The 15,569-nt window shown below is 41.6% G+C and carries 15 protein-coding genes and 3 pseudogenes; 4 read left to right on the top strand and 14 right to left on the bottom strand.

Annotated elements, in window-relative coordinates:
* Positions 1 to 164: 164 nt before the first annotated feature.
* The 8 genes and pseudogenes from RCH62_RS07385 to RCH62_RS07350 form a co-directional block, all read right to left on the bottom strand.
* Positions 165 to 299, bottom strand: a complete 135-nt coding sequence (locus RCH62_RS07385; protein WP_003004655.1) for a hypothetical protein — start codon at positions 297 to 299, stop codon at positions 165 to 167.
* A gap of 45 nt (positions 300 to 344) precedes the next feature.
* Positions 345 to 683 (bottom strand): Cd(II)/Zn(II)-sensing metalloregulatory transcriptional regulator CadX, encoded by a 339-nt coding sequence (cadX, locus tag RCH62_RS07380; RefSeq protein ID WP_000711078.1) that lies wholly within the window; start codon positions 681 to 683, stop codon positions 345 to 347.
* A gap of 11 nt (positions 684 to 694) precedes the next feature.
* Positions 695 to 1,309, bottom strand: coding sequence for a CadD family cadmium resistance transporter (locus RCH62_RS07375; RefSeq protein WP_002911684.1), 615 nt, complete (start codon positions 1,307 to 1,309; stop codon positions 695 to 697).
* A gap of 299 nt (positions 1,310 to 1,608) precedes the next feature.
* Complete coding sequence (locus tag RCH62_RS07370; protein WP_002893754.1) at positions 1,609 to 3,672, bottom strand: heavy metal translocating P-type ATPase; 2,064 nt, start codon at positions 3,670 to 3,672, stop codon at positions 1,609 to 1,611.
* A gap of 1 nt (position 3,673) precedes the next feature.
* A complete protein-coding gene (locus tag RCH62_RS07365) occupies positions 3,674 to 3,952 on the bottom strand; it encodes a DUF6110 family protein (RefSeq protein ID WP_002893755.1) in 279 nt (92 codons plus the stop codon).
* A 180-nt stretch (positions 3,953 to 4,132) separates the two neighbouring features.
* Positions 4,133 to 4,723 (bottom strand): annotated as a pseudogene (locus tag RCH62_RS07360) (transposase); the annotation flags it as partial.
* A 148-nt stretch (positions 4,724 to 4,871) separates the two neighbouring features.
* Positions 4,872 to 5,205, bottom strand: a pseudogene (locus RCH62_RS07355) (diacylglycerol kinase family lipid kinase); the annotation flags it as partial.
* A 3-nt stretch (positions 5,206 to 5,208) separates the two neighbouring features.
* Positions 5,209 to 5,352, bottom strand: a pseudogene (locus RCH62_RS07350) (IS982 family transposase); the annotation flags it as partial.
* Positions 5,353 to 5,702: 350 nt separating this feature from the next.
* Here RCH62_RS07350 and RCH62_RS07345 point away from each other — a divergent pair.
* Together RCH62_RS07345 and RCH62_RS07340 are read left to right on the top strand one after the other, a co-directional pair.
* The gene (locus tag RCH62_RS07345; RefSeq protein WP_002893760.1) at positions 5,703 to 6,311 is read left to right on the top strand and encodes a DUF1269 domain-containing protein; all 609 of its coding nucleotides are present in this window, start codon (positions 5,703 to 5,705) and stop codon (positions 6,309 to 6,311) included.
* A 244-nt stretch (positions 6,312 to 6,555) separates the two neighbouring features.
* Entirely contained in the window at positions 6,556 to 6,777 is a 222-nt protein-coding gene (locus RCH62_RS07340; RefSeq protein ID WP_002893762.1) for a tyrosine-type recombinase/integrase, read from the top strand.
* Between the two features lie 109 nt (positions 6,778 to 6,886).
* Here the strand turns inward: RCH62_RS07340 and rpsI are convergent, their stop codons facing one another.
* The 5 genes from rpsI to rlmB form a co-directional block, all read right to left on the bottom strand.
* Positions 6,887 to 7,279, bottom strand: coding sequence for a 30S ribosomal protein S9 (gene rpsI / locus RCH62_RS07335; RefSeq protein WP_002893764.1), 393 nt, complete (start codon positions 7,277 to 7,279; stop codon positions 6,887 to 6,889).
* An 18-nt stretch (positions 7,280 to 7,297) separates the two neighbouring features.
* Positions 7,298 to 7,744 (bottom strand): 50S ribosomal protein L13, encoded by a 447-nt coding sequence (rplM, locus tag RCH62_RS07330; protein WP_002876943.1) that lies wholly within the window; start codon positions 7,742 to 7,744, stop codon positions 7,298 to 7,300.
* Between the two features lie 152 nt (positions 7,745 to 7,896).
* On the bottom strand, positions 7,897 to 8,760 hold the full coding sequence (locus tag RCH62_RS07325; RefSeq protein ID WP_306474933.1) for a DegV family protein: 864 nt from the start codon (positions 8,758 to 8,760) through the stop codon (positions 7,897 to 7,899).
* The gene (locus RCH62_RS07320; protein WP_306474932.1) at positions 8,757 to 9,272 is read right to left on the bottom strand and encodes an NYN domain-containing protein; all 516 of its coding nucleotides are present in this window, start codon (positions 9,270 to 9,272) and stop codon (positions 8,757 to 8,759) included. The genes RCH62_RS07325 and RCH62_RS07320 overlap by 4 nt, the downstream gene beginning before the upstream one ends.
* A 29-nt stretch (positions 9,273 to 9,301) precedes the next feature.
* On the bottom strand, positions 9,302 to 10,030 hold the full coding sequence (gene rlmB, locus RCH62_RS07315) for a 23S rRNA (guanosine(2251)-2'-O)-methyltransferase RlmB (protein WP_306474931.1): 729 nt from the start codon (positions 10,028 to 10,030) through the stop codon (positions 9,302 to 9,304).
* A 104-nt stretch (positions 10,031 to 10,134) separates the two neighbouring features.
* On the opposite strand from rlmB, the gene RCH62_RS07310 reads away from it, so the two are divergent.
* Both RCH62_RS07310 and RCH62_RS07305 read left to right on the top strand, forming a co-directional pair.
* Entirely contained in the window at positions 10,135 to 11,100 is a 966-nt protein-coding gene (locus tag RCH62_RS07310; protein ID WP_306474930.1) for an aromatic acid exporter family protein, read from the top strand.
* Positions 11,101 to 11,257: 157 nt separating this feature from the next.
* Positions 11,258 to 14,497: an LPXTG-anchored zinc carboxypeptidase gene (locus RCH62_RS07305; protein WP_306474929.1), complete on the top strand. Its 3,240-nt coding sequence runs from the start codon at positions 11,258 to 11,260 to the stop codon at positions 14,495 to 14,497.
* A 59-nt stretch (positions 14,498 to 14,556) separates the two neighbouring features.
* On the opposite strand, the gene RCH62_RS07300 is transcribed toward RCH62_RS07305, so the two are convergent.
* On the bottom strand, positions 14,557 to 15,569 hold a 1,013-nt coding region (locus RCH62_RS07300), incomplete at its 5' end, for an alpha-amylase family glycosyl hydrolase (protein ID WP_306474928.1).

The raw sequence follows: 15,569 nt of genomic DNA, 5'->3' as shown, positions 1-15,569 counted from the left end.
ATATTGGGTTTATCAATTACTTTATGTAAAAACCAGTTTGCTACCGTTGAAACAATAACGATCAGTCCATAAAAGAGCTGTGCCGTATGATTCATGAAATGACTACTAACTATTCCAGTAGCATAGGACATAAATGAAACAAAAAATAAAAGATACAAATCCTTTCAAATTCCTCCCTTTTCAACTTGGCTAACTTGACCTGCATTACCTAGGTCGCTTTGCTTTAAATTATACTTTTTTCTTAAACATTTGCTACGAGCAGGTCTTTCTTGTGAGTAATTTTCATCAAAAAATTTCATAGATAAGTCCTATATATAATCATGGAAAAGTAGTAAAAATAGTTGTTATCCTAGTTGATTAAAAAAATCTCTGATTTCCTCATCTTTTATAAAATAATATATAATTTTCCCCTCTCTTCTAGTGTCCAAGATGTTTTGATTGGCTAGTTTACGAAGATGGTGGGAGGCAGATGCCATACTGAGATTTAATAAACAGGCTATATCGCAGACACAGAGTTCTTCGACGGCAAGGAGATAAAAGATGATATTTATCTGTTTATTATCGGTAAATTTTGATAAAATGCGAAGTGATTTTTGGACTTTTTCCTTTTCAAGGTAGTTCGTTGCGGTTGTAACATTTTGTTGATTTATAACATCCACTTGACAGATACTATCTTTTTTCATAATTTTTTCTCCTAGCCTAACACAGCCCATAGCATGTCAAAGCTGTTGTTTTCAATCAGGATATACATCCCCAATCCTAAATAGACAACGGCAATAAACCATCTGCTATATTTTTCCAAAGTTTCTCCAACAGAAGGGACTTGTGCTAATTTTTGGGCAGAAAAAACCAAGAGATAAATCATGACTAGAAAAGTAAGTAAAGTCACTATCAAATTCGCTAAATTTAAGGTGGTAAAATATGGGACAAAGACACCAATATTGTCAGCGCCACAACTTGCAAAAGTAATCATAGCGACTAGAAAAATCAGGTTTTTATTGTCTTTTCGCAAACCATCTTTTGCAATAGCTTCTCCATCAGAATCTCCTAAAAGCAAAACTTTGAGGCCTAGGAAAATTGGAATCAAACCGAGTAAACCTAAAATCTCTTTACTAGGAATATAATTTAAGACAAATGCAAAAAGCAAACTTAGGAATATTAGACTAACAGAGCCTAGAAATTGTCCTAAATAGATGTTAATGATGTCCTTTCTGCTTTTTCTTTTGGCAAAAAATAACATTAGGATAATAAGTAAGTCTACGGCTGTCCCAGAATACAGGATTATTGAAGTAACAATATTTTGAATCATAAAACACCTCATTCAAATATATTTTTGAATGTATTCTAACATTAACCTTTGTAGATGTCAACTTAAAATCCACCAATTAATAATTGCATGTCAATATTTGTATTGTGAAACTAGTTTCAGAAATATATAGTCTTAAAGTATGTCCACTGCCAATGGTTTTTTCAATATTTAAAAGGAGAGAACCAATTTGGTCCTCTCCAGGGTATAATTTTCCACCAACCCACTACAGTTGACAAAGAGCCGTTATTCTCAAATGAGACAACTCCTTTTAGTTTTTATAACCTCAGCTTCTCGGTCTCTTACCTACTTTTAATAGAAAGACTACGAAGGACGATTCTTAAAGTAGTCAGATTGTGCAATATCGAAAGATTAGATGGGCTTAACCAATTTAACAACCCAAATCCAATTAAACTTCCATTTATTACAACTGTTTCTTGAATATTTCTTTGAATTAATTTCTGCAACGATTCAGATAAAGAATTCAATTCCTCGAAGAAATCTAAACGATTATCTAATAATAAAATATCACTCATCTGCTTAGAAATATCAGCACTTTCATTCATCACAACCCCAATATCTGCAAGCGTCAAGGCAGCAGAGTCGTTTAACCCGTCTCCAACCATCAAAATAGTTCGGCCAGCTTTCTGTAATTCCTGAACCAACTGAAACTTACCATCTGGTTTTAAATCAGTATAAACGTTGTCAAATGGCAGATCTTTAACCAACTCTTCTGTTCTAGCCAACGTATCACCAGTTGCCAGAATCAGTTTTTTCCCTTGGCGCTTTAGCTTTTTCAATGCAACTTTCGCCTCGCTTCTCAAGGGAGTGTGGATACAAAACATCCCAATTAATTCTTTCTTATAAGCCAAAAACAATAAATTGTAATGAGTCTTATATTGCTCAATCAAGGCCAGCTGCTCAGAACTAATTCTTACCTGTTCGTCTTGCATTAGTACATAATTTCCAATGACAACCGATTGACCATCAATTTGCGATTTAATCCCTTTGCTTGCAACATACTGAAGCTTGCCATGCATTTCTTCGTGTTCAATGCCTTCAATTTCAGCTTGTTTAACAATTGCATTGGCAATAGGATGATAGATATGTTCCTCCAAACATGCACTTATTCTTAAAATATCTTTCTCAGTATAATCTCCGAAAGGAAGAACCTTTTCAACCAAAGGATAACTCGTCGTGATGGTACCCGTTTTATCAAACAAGAAAGTATCCACTTCCAGATATTTTTCTAATACATCACCATCTTTAATAACCATTTCTCGATTTAGACCTTCCTTTATGGCCGTAAGGTAGGCTACAGGTGTGGATATTTTTAGAGCACATGAAAAATCCACCAATAAAAAGGAAATGGCTTTTGAAAACGAACCTGTTAACAGATAAGTCAAACCAGCACCTAAGAAGTTATATTTTACAACCTTGTCTGCCATCCTAATAAAATGACGTTGTTTTGTCTTCTTACTCTCTTCAGATTTTTTCATCAGATTGATGAGTTGCAAAATACGACTGTTTATCTGATTATCAGTCACACGAATTCTTAACTCTCCTGTTTCCAAAACAGTATTCGCACATACAGAATCTCCCTCTTTCTTTTCAACAGGGAAGCTCTCTCCAGTCAAGGAACTCTCATTGACCATGCCTAATCCTGAAACCACTTGGCCGTCAAACAAGATTTCATTACCTTGGGAGACAACTAATACATCACCTACTTGAACATCAGAACTCTTGATGCTGATGACCATGTCTCCCCGCACTAAGAAAACATCACTTTCTTTAGCAAGAAGGCTTTGTTCCAAATCTGTTGCTGTTTTTTTTAAAGACCACTGATCCAGATGATTACCCAAATCAAGCATAAACATGATGTTGCTAGCTGTCTTGGATTGGTTCATAAACAAGGACAACAAAATGGCCGAACAGTCCAAGACCTCCATGGTTAGTTCCTTGCGCGCTAAAGTTTGATAGGCTTCTTTGACATAACCCAAAGCCTGATAACAAGTCCAAATATAACGAATAGGGTAGGGTACAAAACTTCGAAACAGCAAACGCTTAATCGCTGCACCCGATACAATTGAATAAGCACTCTCTTCTCTACGAATGGGAAGAGTCATCAAGTCCGAAACTTTCCCCTTGTCAATTTTTTTTAAAAAGGCCTCTGCATTTTCTAATACAGAGAAGCCTTCTTTCATACGTAGAGTAAAGTGCTGCTGATCCATATAAAACTGAATAGAGTCGATCCCTTTTTCATCTTTAGCCAAGGAACGAAGATAATCTTGAATATCCAAGGTCAGTGAAAACGAGGACGATAATCGGATATGTTGATATCCTCTGTGTAGCACTTTAAAAGACATATTATTCACCTGTCAGGCTATCTAATTGTTCTTCTTTCTTTTCCTGTTCGTATAAATATTTAGCGTCTTGTAAAACATCATCACCGTGTTGTTTTACAACAGAAACAGATGCATCCAGTCCATCTTTCAATTTGTAAGCTTTAGCCAAGGCCTTAGAATAGCCTTTCTTAGCTTCTTTACTTGCTAAGACTTTCAAGCCAAGCGTCCCAAATGCTACCCCTCCTAAGAAGAGAGATGATTTTTTCGCAACTTTTGCGACGTTTAATACTTCTTTTAACATGTTTATTTCCTCCTTGTAACTATTGTAGCGAAAAATGACAGCAAAAGCAATTGCTGATATCTGATATATAGATAAAATTCTCTATACTGATATTTAATTATATTATGATGAAAACAATATACTTTATTTTTTGATACTGTAAATAATTATGTGTAAACACTTAAGTAGAGTTACGGAGTGTTAATTAAATAAGCTTTCAAGTGTATCAGAACATTGACCAAACCCTTTATGGATTCGTTGACTTTGCTTGAAATTATAATCTTCAAACAACGTAACTAAGTAACGTTCCAGAGCCTCCTCATTAGGAAAAAGAACCTTCTTTTTCGTTTGATGTTTGATTTCTTTGTTAAGAGACTCAATGAGGTTTGTCGAATACATGCTGTGCCAAATCTGGTAGGGAAACTGATAAAAAGTTAAAAGATTATCCGTCTTCTCCAGACTTTCCATGACTTTCCTATACTTTGGTTTCCATTCGGCGAGAAAGTCCTCTAAAGCTTGTCCTGCCATTTCTAAATTTTCAGCACGATAAATCATTATAAATTGCCCCAGAATAACCGCTCTATCTGCTCGTTTCACTTTACTAGCTAGATTTCGACTAATATGAATTAAGCAACATTGTTGTTTAGCTAATGGGTGAGCCTGACTGATAATCTGCTCAAGCCCCTTAAAGCCATCTGTAACTACAAGAGAAATCTGTTGGATTCCTTGGTTTTGAAGCTTGTCTAACAGGGTGGACCAAGAAGCATTGTTTTCTTGAGGCAACTGTGCATAGCATATCTCTATGCGACTAAAGTCGCTAGAGCTATCCTAATTGCGCACCGCCAGTTCTCATAGAAAAAAACACCTTGCAAGATGCAAAGTGTTTTCGTTTGTATTCTGCTGTCCAGCAACGAATTAACGTTTAGAGAACTGGCTAGCTTTACGAGCCTTTTTCAAGCCTGTTTTCTAGTATTTTTATATCTATTGGCAGATTATCCGACTTATCCCCATCAACATCTGACTCTAACTCAACCTCTGAAGAAATCCTAATATTGCGTACTTTGATATATTCGATATTATTGTTACCTACTAGATCCCCTTTTTAATAAATCTGGGATAGCCGATAATTTAGAAATGATGGATGAATCCTTTAAAATCAAGATATTTCCATATTCATCTGTATTTTCATCAAATAGTTTTTTGTCTGCATAGTAATTGGATAGAAGAACTAAGACCTGAGTAGCTTCACCTTCATAATTGCCATTTTTGCTTTCAAAAGGTAATAATTGCTTGTTCATAGCTTGGCGAATCAGTTGCACCAGCCAAATTAATTGTCTTGACCGACGAATAAAGCGACTTCTTTCAAGGATTCGACCATAAGGAAACAGTTGGCAGATTCTATAAAAGTGTCGATGTGATTCGGCACGCTCATCAGACTCGCTACACAGAGCTGGTACATAATATCTGCTATAATTTTCTGGAAGATTTGGTCAAGCGGTCTTTTAGCCGTGTGACAGGCATACAGGAAAAACACTATTTATTTACTTTTTGCACGGGAGGCTTTAAGATGTTGCTGGACGCCTTTCTTGATAATCACTCAGAGTCGCCAGAGTGTCTGGGCTGGGATATGGCAAAGATATACCGCTGCCTGAAACTGTTCTTTGACGCTGATAAACGCGACATATCAATTAAAATGTCGCACTAAAATGATTGAAAAGTGATTGAAACTGTATTATAATGAACGTATATATTTAGAAAAGAGGTACTAACTATGGAAAACCTAGTAGTTTCAGTCTTTAACACTGAAAGCGAAGCTTATCAGTCCTTTGCGGATTTGAAGGCTTTCCGCCAAACTCAGACGACCAAGGTTGCTCAAATCGCCTTGGTCAAAAATGAAAACGGTCACATCGTTGAAAAAGAACGCTATGACTTTGAAGATTCAACGACGGATGCAACCCTAGAAGGTGGCTTGCTCGGTGCAGTTATCGGGCTTTTGGGTGGTCCTATCGGCGTCTTGTTTGGTTATGGTATTGGCAGCCTCTATGGTTTGGCTGCTGGTGATACCGTTGATACGGCAGAAGCTGGCTTGATTGACGTTGTGTCTCAAAAATTGATCGACGGCGAAACAGCCGTTGTCGCCTTGGTGCAAGAAAACAACGAAGCAGTCATCGATGCTTACTTCACCAAGTACGACACCCAAATCGTGCGTTGGGATGTAGCAACCGTCGTAGCCGAAATCGAAGCAGCTCTGCAAGTCCAAGAAGACCTCTACAACCAGGCACGTGCACAAATGAAGGCTGAACGTAAAGCCGAACGCAAGGCTAAACTTGAAGAATTCAAGGCAAATGTCAAAGCAAAATTTGACAAATTGAAAGCCTAACGTCTAAGCGTCTCATAAATTTAAATGTGACTGAGACGCCATTTAAAATTTATGTGCGTCGGATTCTCACAGTTAAATAATTGCGTTGACAAAGCCGTTACAGCCGTTCTTCCATTCTTTGAAAAGAATGTTTAATAGACAAGAAATCTGGACTAGTATTGGTCTGGATTTTTTTGTGAATATAGAGGTCATAGCTTTTTGACTATGCTTCGTTATAATTAGAAAAATTTTAAGTTTTATCAAGATGAAATCAGTCAGACGAAGACATCCCGAATTAGCACCAGCATCACCACACAAACTAAGACATACTGGTGCTACTCTTGCTAAACAAGCAGGTGTTTCTCTTGAAGCCTTCTCAGAAGCTCTTACTCATAGTGATAAAGAGATTACAAAAACTTACGTTAATATCAAAGATAAAGTCAATCAGACTGTAGGTGATATTGCTTTTCGTAGTTTAAAAAATTGATGGGGTGAATATGGGGTGAATTTTGGGGTGAACTTTGATTTTTTGAAACAAAAAAGACATCCAAGAAATAATTCTTGAATGTCTGTAAACGTTGATATAATCGTATTGATTAACGTTTTGAGAATTGTGATGCTTTACGAGCTTTCTTAAGACCTGGTTTCTTACGCTCAACTTTACGTGAGTCACGTGTAAGAAGTCCTGCGCGTTTCAATGAATCGCGGAAGTCTGGGTCTACTTGAAGAAGGGCACGAGCGATACCGTGACGGATAGCTCCTGCTTGACCAGCGTAACCACCACCTACAACGTTAACGAAAACGTCGTATGAACCTGCAGTTGAAGTAACTGCGAATGGTTGGTTGATTACAAGACGAAGGTCAGCGTGTGGGATGTACTCTTCAACATCTTTTTTGTTAACAGTGATTTTACCAGTTCCTGGAACAAGGCGAACGCGTGCAACAGCGTTTTTACGACGTCCAGTACCTGCATATTGTGCTTGTGACATACTTTATTGTTCCTTTCCTTAGATAAGTCCTGAAATATCAAGAACTTCTGGTTGTTGTGCAGCGTGAGTGTGCTCAGCTCCAACGAATACTTTCAATTTCATACCTTGAGCGCGGCCAAGAGTATTGTGTGGAAGCATACCTTTAACTGATTTCTCAATCAAACGAACTGCATTTTTAGAACGAAGTTCACCAGCAGAGATTGATTTCAATCCACCTGGGTGGTTTGAGTGAGTGTAGTAGATCTTATCAGTTGCTTTTTTACCAGTCAATTTAACTTTTTCAGCATTGATAACGATTACGAAGTCACCTGTATCAGTGTGAGGTGTGAATGTTGGTTTGTTTTTTCCGCGAAGCACGCTAGCAACAACTGCTGAAAGGCGTCCAAGAGGTACATCAGTTGCGTCAACAACGTACCATTTGCGTTCTACTTGGCCTGGTTTAGCCATGAATGTAGTTTTGTTCATGATTTCTCCTATATGAATGTCGTTTTTGTTTACAGGGCGGATGTTCCGGTCCGCAAGTTATTTGAAAGGTTCCGGGGCCTTACAAATGGGGTAAACAATACCGCCTACTATTGTATCAAATTTTTAAGATAAAAGTCAACCAATTTAAAAAATTATTTGCGATTTTCTTTTCCTATAACAAAGCCGATGAGAGAATTAGGACCGACGTGAGCAGCAATGACGGGACCTAGTGGCATGATCAAGACTTGGGAGATAGCTGGATTCTCCAACAATTGATCCTTGAGCTCCTCTGCTCCTGCCAAATCATCTGTATAGGAAACCAAGGCTGTGCTGTGACCGATATCTTCCTGGATCAGAGAAAGCATTTCCCGCATAGCTTTTTTACGTCCACGTACCTTAGCGATAGGAGCTAACTTGCCTTCTTCATCAATCCAAAGAAGGGGTTTGATATTGACCAAACTTCCGACGATGGCTGAACTCTTAGAGAGGCGTCCCCCGCGCATAAGATGGTAGAGATCATCCACCAAGAAATAGGTCCGCAACTTAGGAGCGATTTCCAGCAGTTCTTCCTTAACTTGATCCAAACTCTTACCGGTATCACGCGCCTCAACTGCTAGCATAGACAAGTAGCCTTCTCCAATCCCTGCAGCTTTTGGATCGATGATTTCGATGACAGCTTCCGGGTAGTCTTCAAGGACCAAGTCTCTTGCCATGACCGCACTCTGGTAGGTCCCTGACAAAACTGAAGAAAAGGCGATATAAAGGAGATCTTCCTTGCGTTGAGCGTAGCCTTTGAAAATCTCTTGGAACTGTCCAACATTGACCTGACTGGTCGTTGGTTTAGCACCCTTTTGCATCTCTGCTAATAATTGGGGGCTGGTGAGTTTGTCTGGACCTACTGTCTCATAATGAGTCCCATCAATTTGGATCGACAAACCGACGATTTCTACATCATGCTCCTTTGCCCATGTTTCATCTAAATCTGCAGTTGAATCTGTTAAAATTTTAAAGGTCATTTACTTGCTCCCATCTCTTTTTGTAGTTGACGTAGGCCCTCTTGGTCAAAAGGCCGTATCGGTGGTTTTTGATCGTTGACGGCTCCTCGCGCCTGGTTCAAGTCGGCTTTGACAACAGCAACCCGTTTCTCCAACTCCCGCGCTGAAACACGGAGCGCTCCTTGAGCAAAGACCGTCCATTGCTCATTCAAGTCACTCGTCGCGACTGATACTTGGTGGAGGGGTGTATTGAGCTCTGCTGCCAACTGTTCAATGTAGTCATCGGCGGTCTCCTCCTCTGCAGTGAAGACCACTTGGACCTGAAATTCTTCATAGGTCTGGCGAATCCCTGGCATGTATTGGGCATCAAAGACACAAATCACGCGAATGCCTTCAAAGCTAGCATAGTGACTTAGCTTCTCTAGGAGGATCGTTCGTGCAGCATCGAGCTCACTCTTCTTAAAGAGCTGACGGGTCTCCTGCCAGAAGGCAATCATGTTGTAGCCGTCCACTAACAAAATCTTTTCTTTCATGGATTGCCTCCTTCCTCTGATTTCTTCTATTATAATTTATTGCGAAAGACCTCATACATAAGGATTGCTGCTGCGACACTGGCATTCAAACTTTGCACATGTCCCTGCATGGGAATAGTAATCATTTCATCCACTTGCTTTTTAATATTGGCCGAAATGCCCTTGCCTTCGTTGCCAATAATGAGGGCGAGCTTCCCACTGGTATTCCATTTGTGAGAAGGCGTCCCGTTCATATCGGTTCCAAAGATCCAAAAACCTGCTTCTTTGAGCTTGTCCAAGGTTTGGCTAAGGTTGGTCACTCGGGCAATGGGAACATGCTCCACTGCTCCAGTTGAGGTCTTGGCAACAACAGGGGTCACTCCAACAGCACGGTGCTTGGGAATGATGACTCCCGCTACCTGAGTAGCATCGGCTGTTCGCAGGATGGATCCCAAGTTATGCGGATCGGTCAAGCCATCCAAAATCAAGAGCAAAGGATTGTCTTGATCGACTGCCTGAGTCAAGATTTCACTCAAATCTGTATAGGCAAATTCCGAAACCCGTAAGACAAAACCTTGGTGGACAGCCCCTTCTGTCATTTCTTGCAAGGTTTTCTTAGGGGTCCAAGAAATGGAGACCTTTTTTTCCGCTGCCAGATCTTTGATTTTTTCTACATTTTTTCCACGCAAATCATCCTGGATATACAATTTATTTCCTGTATTTGCGACTAGTGCTTCTGTAACGGCATGAACGCCATAAACAATATCATTTTTTTCCATGAAACTAGTATAACACAATTGCCATATCTGGTGAAACATTTGAAGTAGGGCACTTTGCTTGTGGTATAATGAAACTAGTTTAGAAAAAGGAAAGAATCAGCATTATGCCACTTATTCACCGAACCATCAAGATGATTCTCGCCACCTGTTTGGCCATCTTGCTTGCAGAGTTTTTGGGTCTGTCCTACGCCACCTCTGCGGGGATTATTGCCATTCTCAGCATTAGCGATACCCGTCGAAGCACCGCCAAACTAGCCTATAATCGCTTCATGTCCATGCTTCTTGCTCTCCTCCTTGGAAGCTTAGCCTTTCAGATTCTCGGCTTCAATCTCTGGGCCCTTGGTTTTTATCTGGCCACCTATGTCCCCCTTGCTTTCCTACAAGGCTGGGAAATTGGTATCACGCCCAGCTCTGTCCTGGTTACCCATCTCCTGCTAGAAAAATCCACTTCCCTTTCTTTATTGGGAAATGAAGTGGCTATTTTTCTAATCGGAACCAGCTTTGCCCTCCTAGCCAATCTCTATATGCCTTCTCGACAGGAAGAAATTGATCGCTATCATGAAATTGTCGAAGAGCAACTCAAAAAGATTCTCTATCGTTTTGCAGAGTTTCTAGGAAAAGGAGACGGGAGCAACGATGCTAGCTTGATTCGTGAGCTAGATACCATCTTAAAAGAAGCTCTCGATCTAGTCTATTTAGACCATTCCAACCACCTCTTCCATCAGACCAACTACCATATCCACTATTTTGAGATGCGCAAGCGCCAAAATAATATCCTGCGGGACATGGCCAATAATGTAAACAACTGCCAATTAGCTGCGAGCGAGAGTCTTATTTTGGCCCAACTCTTTGCTAAAACAGCCAGCCAGCTCAGTCAAGAAAATCCAGCCCAATTCCTACTTGACGAAATCAACCGCTATCTAGCAGTCTTTCGTGAGCGACCTCTTCCTCGATCACGTCAAGAATTTGAAACCCGAGCGACCCTTTTGCAACTCCTCAGAGACCTTGAAACCTTCATCTCCATCAAGGTGGAATTCTATCAAAATTACCAGGAGGAACTGCAAGCATAAACCCTTCTTTAGAGACTGGGAAGATTTTCCCAGCTCTTTTTCTTTGCCATCAATCTGTAACGAATTTCAAGAGAAAAACTTCCATATATATTGAAAGCGCTGTCATAAAGTGTTATGATAGAGGTGCATACATGCAAAGAACAAAGGAGGTCTCTTTATGCATTCTTCTTATAAGAAGCGTTTGTACACAAACGCACTCAGTCTCTCTACCGCTGTCCTTTTAGCCTTCCTCGCACAAGGCCAAGTTGCTGCGGACACTGTTGAGACAGCTAGTCCTGCCGCACCTGTCGAAAACGTCCTCAAGCCACAGGGAACAAACGCTAGCCCGGCAACAAGCACAGAGGCTAACAGTCCGGCTCCTGCAACAGAAGCGACTGCAAGTCCTGCAGAGACTGCTCCAACTAATCCTTCTAGCCCAGTTGAAGCCTCTCCTACCGCTTCAGACACTACTAGCCCTAGTGCTAAGCCAGAAAACACAGGAACAGAGCGAGCAGCAAACGCAGAGCCAGCTATCAGCCTTAGTGACAGTCCTGTTTACATGTCTGAAAAAGGAACGCTGACGGATACCGTTAAGGATCAAGCTCAGGCTGCTGGCAAGATTAGCTGGACTTTGGACGACAAACCACTGGAAGAGTGGAAAACTTGGGACATGGAGACAGGAACTCTGTCCAAAGATCCCTTCATCACAGTTGAAGAGAACAAAAACGGAAACGATTTGGATCTGACCTTTACGGTCAAGGAACTCTTTGGCGAAGATTTAAGCCTTCGGAGCCCTAATAATATCCGTCGGACCTATCGGAACTATATTGGCGAGCATACTTTAGTCGGAACTAGTTCAGATCTTGGGCTGACTATTCGCAAGAATCTAACCTTCCGTCCATATAAAGATTTCCATACCCACGAGGAAATGCTAGCTTCCATTGAGCAGACAAAGGCAGAAGCCAAAACGGACCGTCTAGTTCAGCTTGAAACTCTTGGTAAGAGCGCCCAGGGACGGGATATGAAGATGGGAATTATAAGTAAGGACCAAGCAAGTATTGACCACTACCTCTCATCTACCAATCCAAAAGCCCTCACCAAACCAAGCGAGATGTTGGCAGCTCTGAAGGACAAGACCTTGGATTACAAACTACCTGTCCTGGTTCATAATACGCATGCGGATGAACAACCTGGGATTGACATCATCACCGGTCTCTTCCGTACCTTCGCTACAGAAAATCAAGTCACTTTTAAAACGACAGACGAAGCTGGTAACGTCAAGAATGTGACTCTGGACATCCCAACTCTTTTAAACAAATTTATCTTCTTGTTTGACTTCACGGAAAACCCTGACGGGGACGCTCTCAACCTGCGTGCCTTGGCCAACGGACTAGATCCAAACCGGGATGCTAGTTACCAAACCAACCCAGAAGTGCGCACCGTCATCCAAATGATCAACAAATGGAATCCGATCGCTCTCTATGATATCCATGGATTTGTCAAAGAATTCTTGATTGAGCCTGCAACACCTCCACATGATCCGAACTTTGAATACGACCTCATGTCCAACCTCATGCTGGAAAATGCCCACCATATGGGCCGCGCAGGGGTTGCCAATTCCAAATACGACAGCTACATCATTCCAAAACTGGATTGGGGAGATGGCTGGGATGATTCCTTCTCTGGTTATACAGGTGTCTATGCCGTTTACCACGGTATCTTGGGCCACACCATCGAAATACCAGAATCCAACCAGGAATCTTATTATGCTGGACGTAATGCTGTCCTCGGCGGCATTGACTTCCTCAACCAAGATCCAGACAAACTCCTTGAGATGCGGCTCAACTTCTACTTACGTGGTCTCAACAAGATTGAAGATCCAAAAGCAGAAAATGAATTAGTAGGACCAACTGGTGAAGTTGTCGGTCGTATGAAGAATGGTCGTCCGAAATTCTTCCCTGACTATTATGTTATCCCAATGGGACTCGACAAGAACAATGACGCCCAAGAAGCCTTCAATATGATCAACTACTTCAAACGAAACGGTGTCCTCGTTAAAGAACTCAAAGAAGATACAGCCAACTACAAAAAAGGGGACTTAGTCATTGATATGGCCCAAGCCAAACGGGGCTATGCCAACCATATTCTCTATAAAGGTTCTAATGAATCCGCCTGGGCTGCCATGTATGCGGAACTTCTCGTAAACTTCCCTGATATGAAAGGCTTCAAGGCAGAACCTGTATTCAAGGACGGTCTCTTTGCTGGAAAACTTGGAGAAGTCACAACTACTCGCGCGACTAGAACCTCTGAGATCGATCCAAAGGCACCTTACTACGTCATCGCTAATACATCAGCCAGCGCTGTTCAAGCAGTAAACAAGGCGATTTCCCAAGGCAAATCTGTTTACCTAACAGATGATGGCTACATCGTTGACCGTGATACCTTCGCATCGCTCCTTCCAAACTATGCTATCTACGGCGAAGCCCTCTACAAGGTACCAAACGGTCCAACCTTGAAACCATTGAAAATCTACTCGCCTAATTATCACTACGATTGGACTGGAGTAGACGCACCGGCTCATACTAGTCTGGTTCTTGAAAAATTAGGTTTCCAAATCGTCGACACTCCTGATGAAGCAGATGTTATTGTTCTTGAAAACAATCGCTTTGATGCCTCCATCTTCGGCAAGAAACCAACTCTCGTCATCGGCGGGGAAGCCATGCAGAAACTGGAAAAATTGGGAGTTCTTTCAGGTTTTGACGCTGAAAAACTTAAAGGTGGCAGTGACTACGAGGGCTTGATGAAAGCCATCATCGATGACCAAGACCCACTGACCAGTGGCTACAAGAAGAACGCTCTCTTCTACTCCAACTCAGGAAACTGGATTGAAAAAGTTCCAAGCAACTTTAAGACCTTGATGAGTATCGCTTCAAGTGACTACTACATTGCAGGCTGGTGGCCAAAAAATGAAGTCCTAGCCAATAAGGTCATGGCCATCTCTGGAGAACTTCTGGGCCAACCACTCTTTGTCTATGCTGGAAATCCAACCAATCGCCAACACCCTGTCCACTTCTTCCGCTGGGTAACCAACGCGATCTTCGGCAGCAAGTTGGCAAGCTTGATGGATTACGTACCAGCCAAAGAACCAGATCGGGTGGTAGTCCCAATCTACAATCAAGCAGAGCAGAAAAAAGTAGAGCAGTCTCAGACTACTTTACCAGCTTCTCCTAAAGTTGAAAAAGAATCTGGTGTCGTTCATCCACTTAGCTACCAAGTAGGACAAAGCTTCCAAGAAAATCCATCCAAGGCACAATTGCCACAAACTGGAGAAGACACAACGGCGCACTTCATTCTTTCAGGCTTCTTGTTAGCCATTAGCGGAGGCTTCCTCCTCTTGAAAAAGAAGGAAGTTGAATAAGATTCAGCTTTAGACTTGGACGACATGAAAAGAACCTTCGCAGACGCGAAGGTTCTTTTCTATTCTGCTAATTCCAATACAACGGTTTGGTAAGGGGCCAATTCTAACACTTGAGCTCCTTCTTGGAATAGTCCCGTGACATTATTTAAAATGACGGTTTCAATCGGAGCTGGCAAGTCCAAGCTAGCTTGGCGATTTTGGAAATTGCTGACAATTAAGAGACGCTTCTCCCCACGACGTTCGAAGGCGATGATGTTTTCACGGTCCCGATAAGCTGGGATCATATCTCCAAACCGGATGGTATTTCCATAGAGGGGATGGCGATACAAGGCCGTCAGCTGGCGGTAATAATTCAAAATAGAATCTGGATCCTTTTCCTGGTCTTCCACATTAATGGAATAATCTGGTTTGGGACTGATCAGCCAGGCTGGTCCATCGCTAAAGCCCAGACCTGGCTCCGCTGACCACTGCATCGGTGTCCGCGCATTGTCTCGGCTATAGTTGGCAATCGCTGCTAAGGCTTCTTCCTCACTCAAACCAGCTTCTTTAGCAACGTGGTAGCCATTGATGGTCGCAATATCATCAAAGTCCTCCACTGATTCAAAGACTTGGTTCTCCATTCCAATTTCTTGACCTTGATAGATAAACGGAATTCCCTTGCGCAAAACCTGAATGGTTCCCAGGGCTTTTTTACTGGTATCATTTACTGGACCTTCTGCGATATAATGGGACACCCCTCGAGGTTCGTCGTGGTTTTCGATGATGGTCGAGAGAACACCAATCCTATCTGCGCGCTCATGCGCTTGGAAAATACTTTCCTTAAGTTCTTCCGCTGTTGGAAGAGTATGGTCAAACCAGCCCTTTCCTTCCTGCCCTAAGCAGGTTTGCTTGAAGTCAAAGATAGAAGAAAAGACACCGTCTTTTCCAATGAAGAAATGCAATTCTTCGTCGGTTTCATTGAACACTTCCCCAACTGTGAAGGCATTGTACTTGGCGAAGGTTCGCTCATTTAACTCTTGCAAGAAAGGTTCAATCGATTGGGCATTCACTAGAGACTCCAGTACTGGGACCA

Origin of the sequence: Streptococcus sp., from assembly GCF_030825805.1 — a bacterium.
GTDB lineage: Bacteria > Bacillota > Bacilli > Lactobacillales > Streptococcaceae > Streptococcus.
This window is presented reverse-complemented; position numbering and strand designations above follow the sequence as displayed.

What these genes read in the sequence shown, in the direction of transcription:
- RCH62_RS07385 (WP_003004655.1), bottom strand. Translation starts at nt 299, where the DNA reads ATGAAATTTTTTGATGAAAATTACTCACAAGAAAGACCTGCTCGTAGC.
- cadX (WP_000711078.1), bottom strand. Translation starts at nt 683, where the DNA reads ATGAAAAAAGATAGTATCTGTCAAGTGGATGTTATAAATCAACAAAAT.
- RCH62_RS07375 (WP_002911684.1), bottom strand. Translation starts at nt 1,309, where the DNA reads ATGATTCAAAATATTGTTACTTCAATAATCCTGTATTCTGGGACAGCC.
- RCH62_RS07370 (WP_002893754.1), bottom strand. Translation starts at nt 3,672, where the DNA reads ATGTCTTTTAAAGTGCTACACAGAGGATATCAACATATCCGATTATCG.
- RCH62_RS07365 (WP_002893755.1), bottom strand. Translation starts at nt 3,952, where the DNA reads ATGTTAAAAGAAGTATTAAACGTCGCAAAAGTTGCGAAAAAATCATCT.
- RCH62_RS07345 (WP_002893760.1), top strand. Translation starts at nt 5,703, where the DNA reads ATGGAAAACCTAGTAGTTTCAGTCTTTAACACTGAAAGCGAAGCTTAT.
- RCH62_RS07340 (WP_002893762.1), top strand. Translation starts at nt 6,556, where the DNA reads ATGAAATCAGTCAGACGAAGACATCCCGAATTAGCACCAGCATCACCA.
- rpsI (WP_002893764.1), bottom strand. Translation starts at nt 7,279, where the DNA reads ATGTCACAAGCACAATATGCAGGTACTGGACGTCGTAAAAACGCTGTT.
- rplM (WP_002876943.1), bottom strand. Translation starts at nt 7,744, where the DNA reads ATGAACAAAACTACATTCATGGCTAAACCAGGCCAAGTAGAACGCAAA.
- RCH62_RS07325 (WP_306474933.1), bottom strand. Translation starts at nt 8,760, where the DNA reads ATGACCTTTAAAATTTTAACAGATTCAACTGCAGATTTAGATGAAACA.
- RCH62_RS07320 (WP_306474932.1), bottom strand. Translation starts at nt 9,272, where the DNA reads ATGAAAGAAAAGATTTTGTTAGTGGACGGCTACAACATGATTGCCTTC.
- rlmB (WP_306474931.1), bottom strand. Translation starts at nt 10,030, where the DNA reads ATGGAAAAAAATGATATTGTTTATGGCGTTCATGCCGTTACAGAAGCA.
- RCH62_RS07310 (WP_306474930.1), top strand. Translation starts at nt 10,135, where the DNA reads ATGCCACTTATTCACCGAACCATCAAGATGATTCTCGCCACCTGTTTG.
- RCH62_RS07305 (WP_306474929.1), top strand. Translation starts at nt 11,258, where the DNA reads ATGCATTCTTCTTATAAGAAGCGTTTGTACACAAACGCACTCAGTCTC.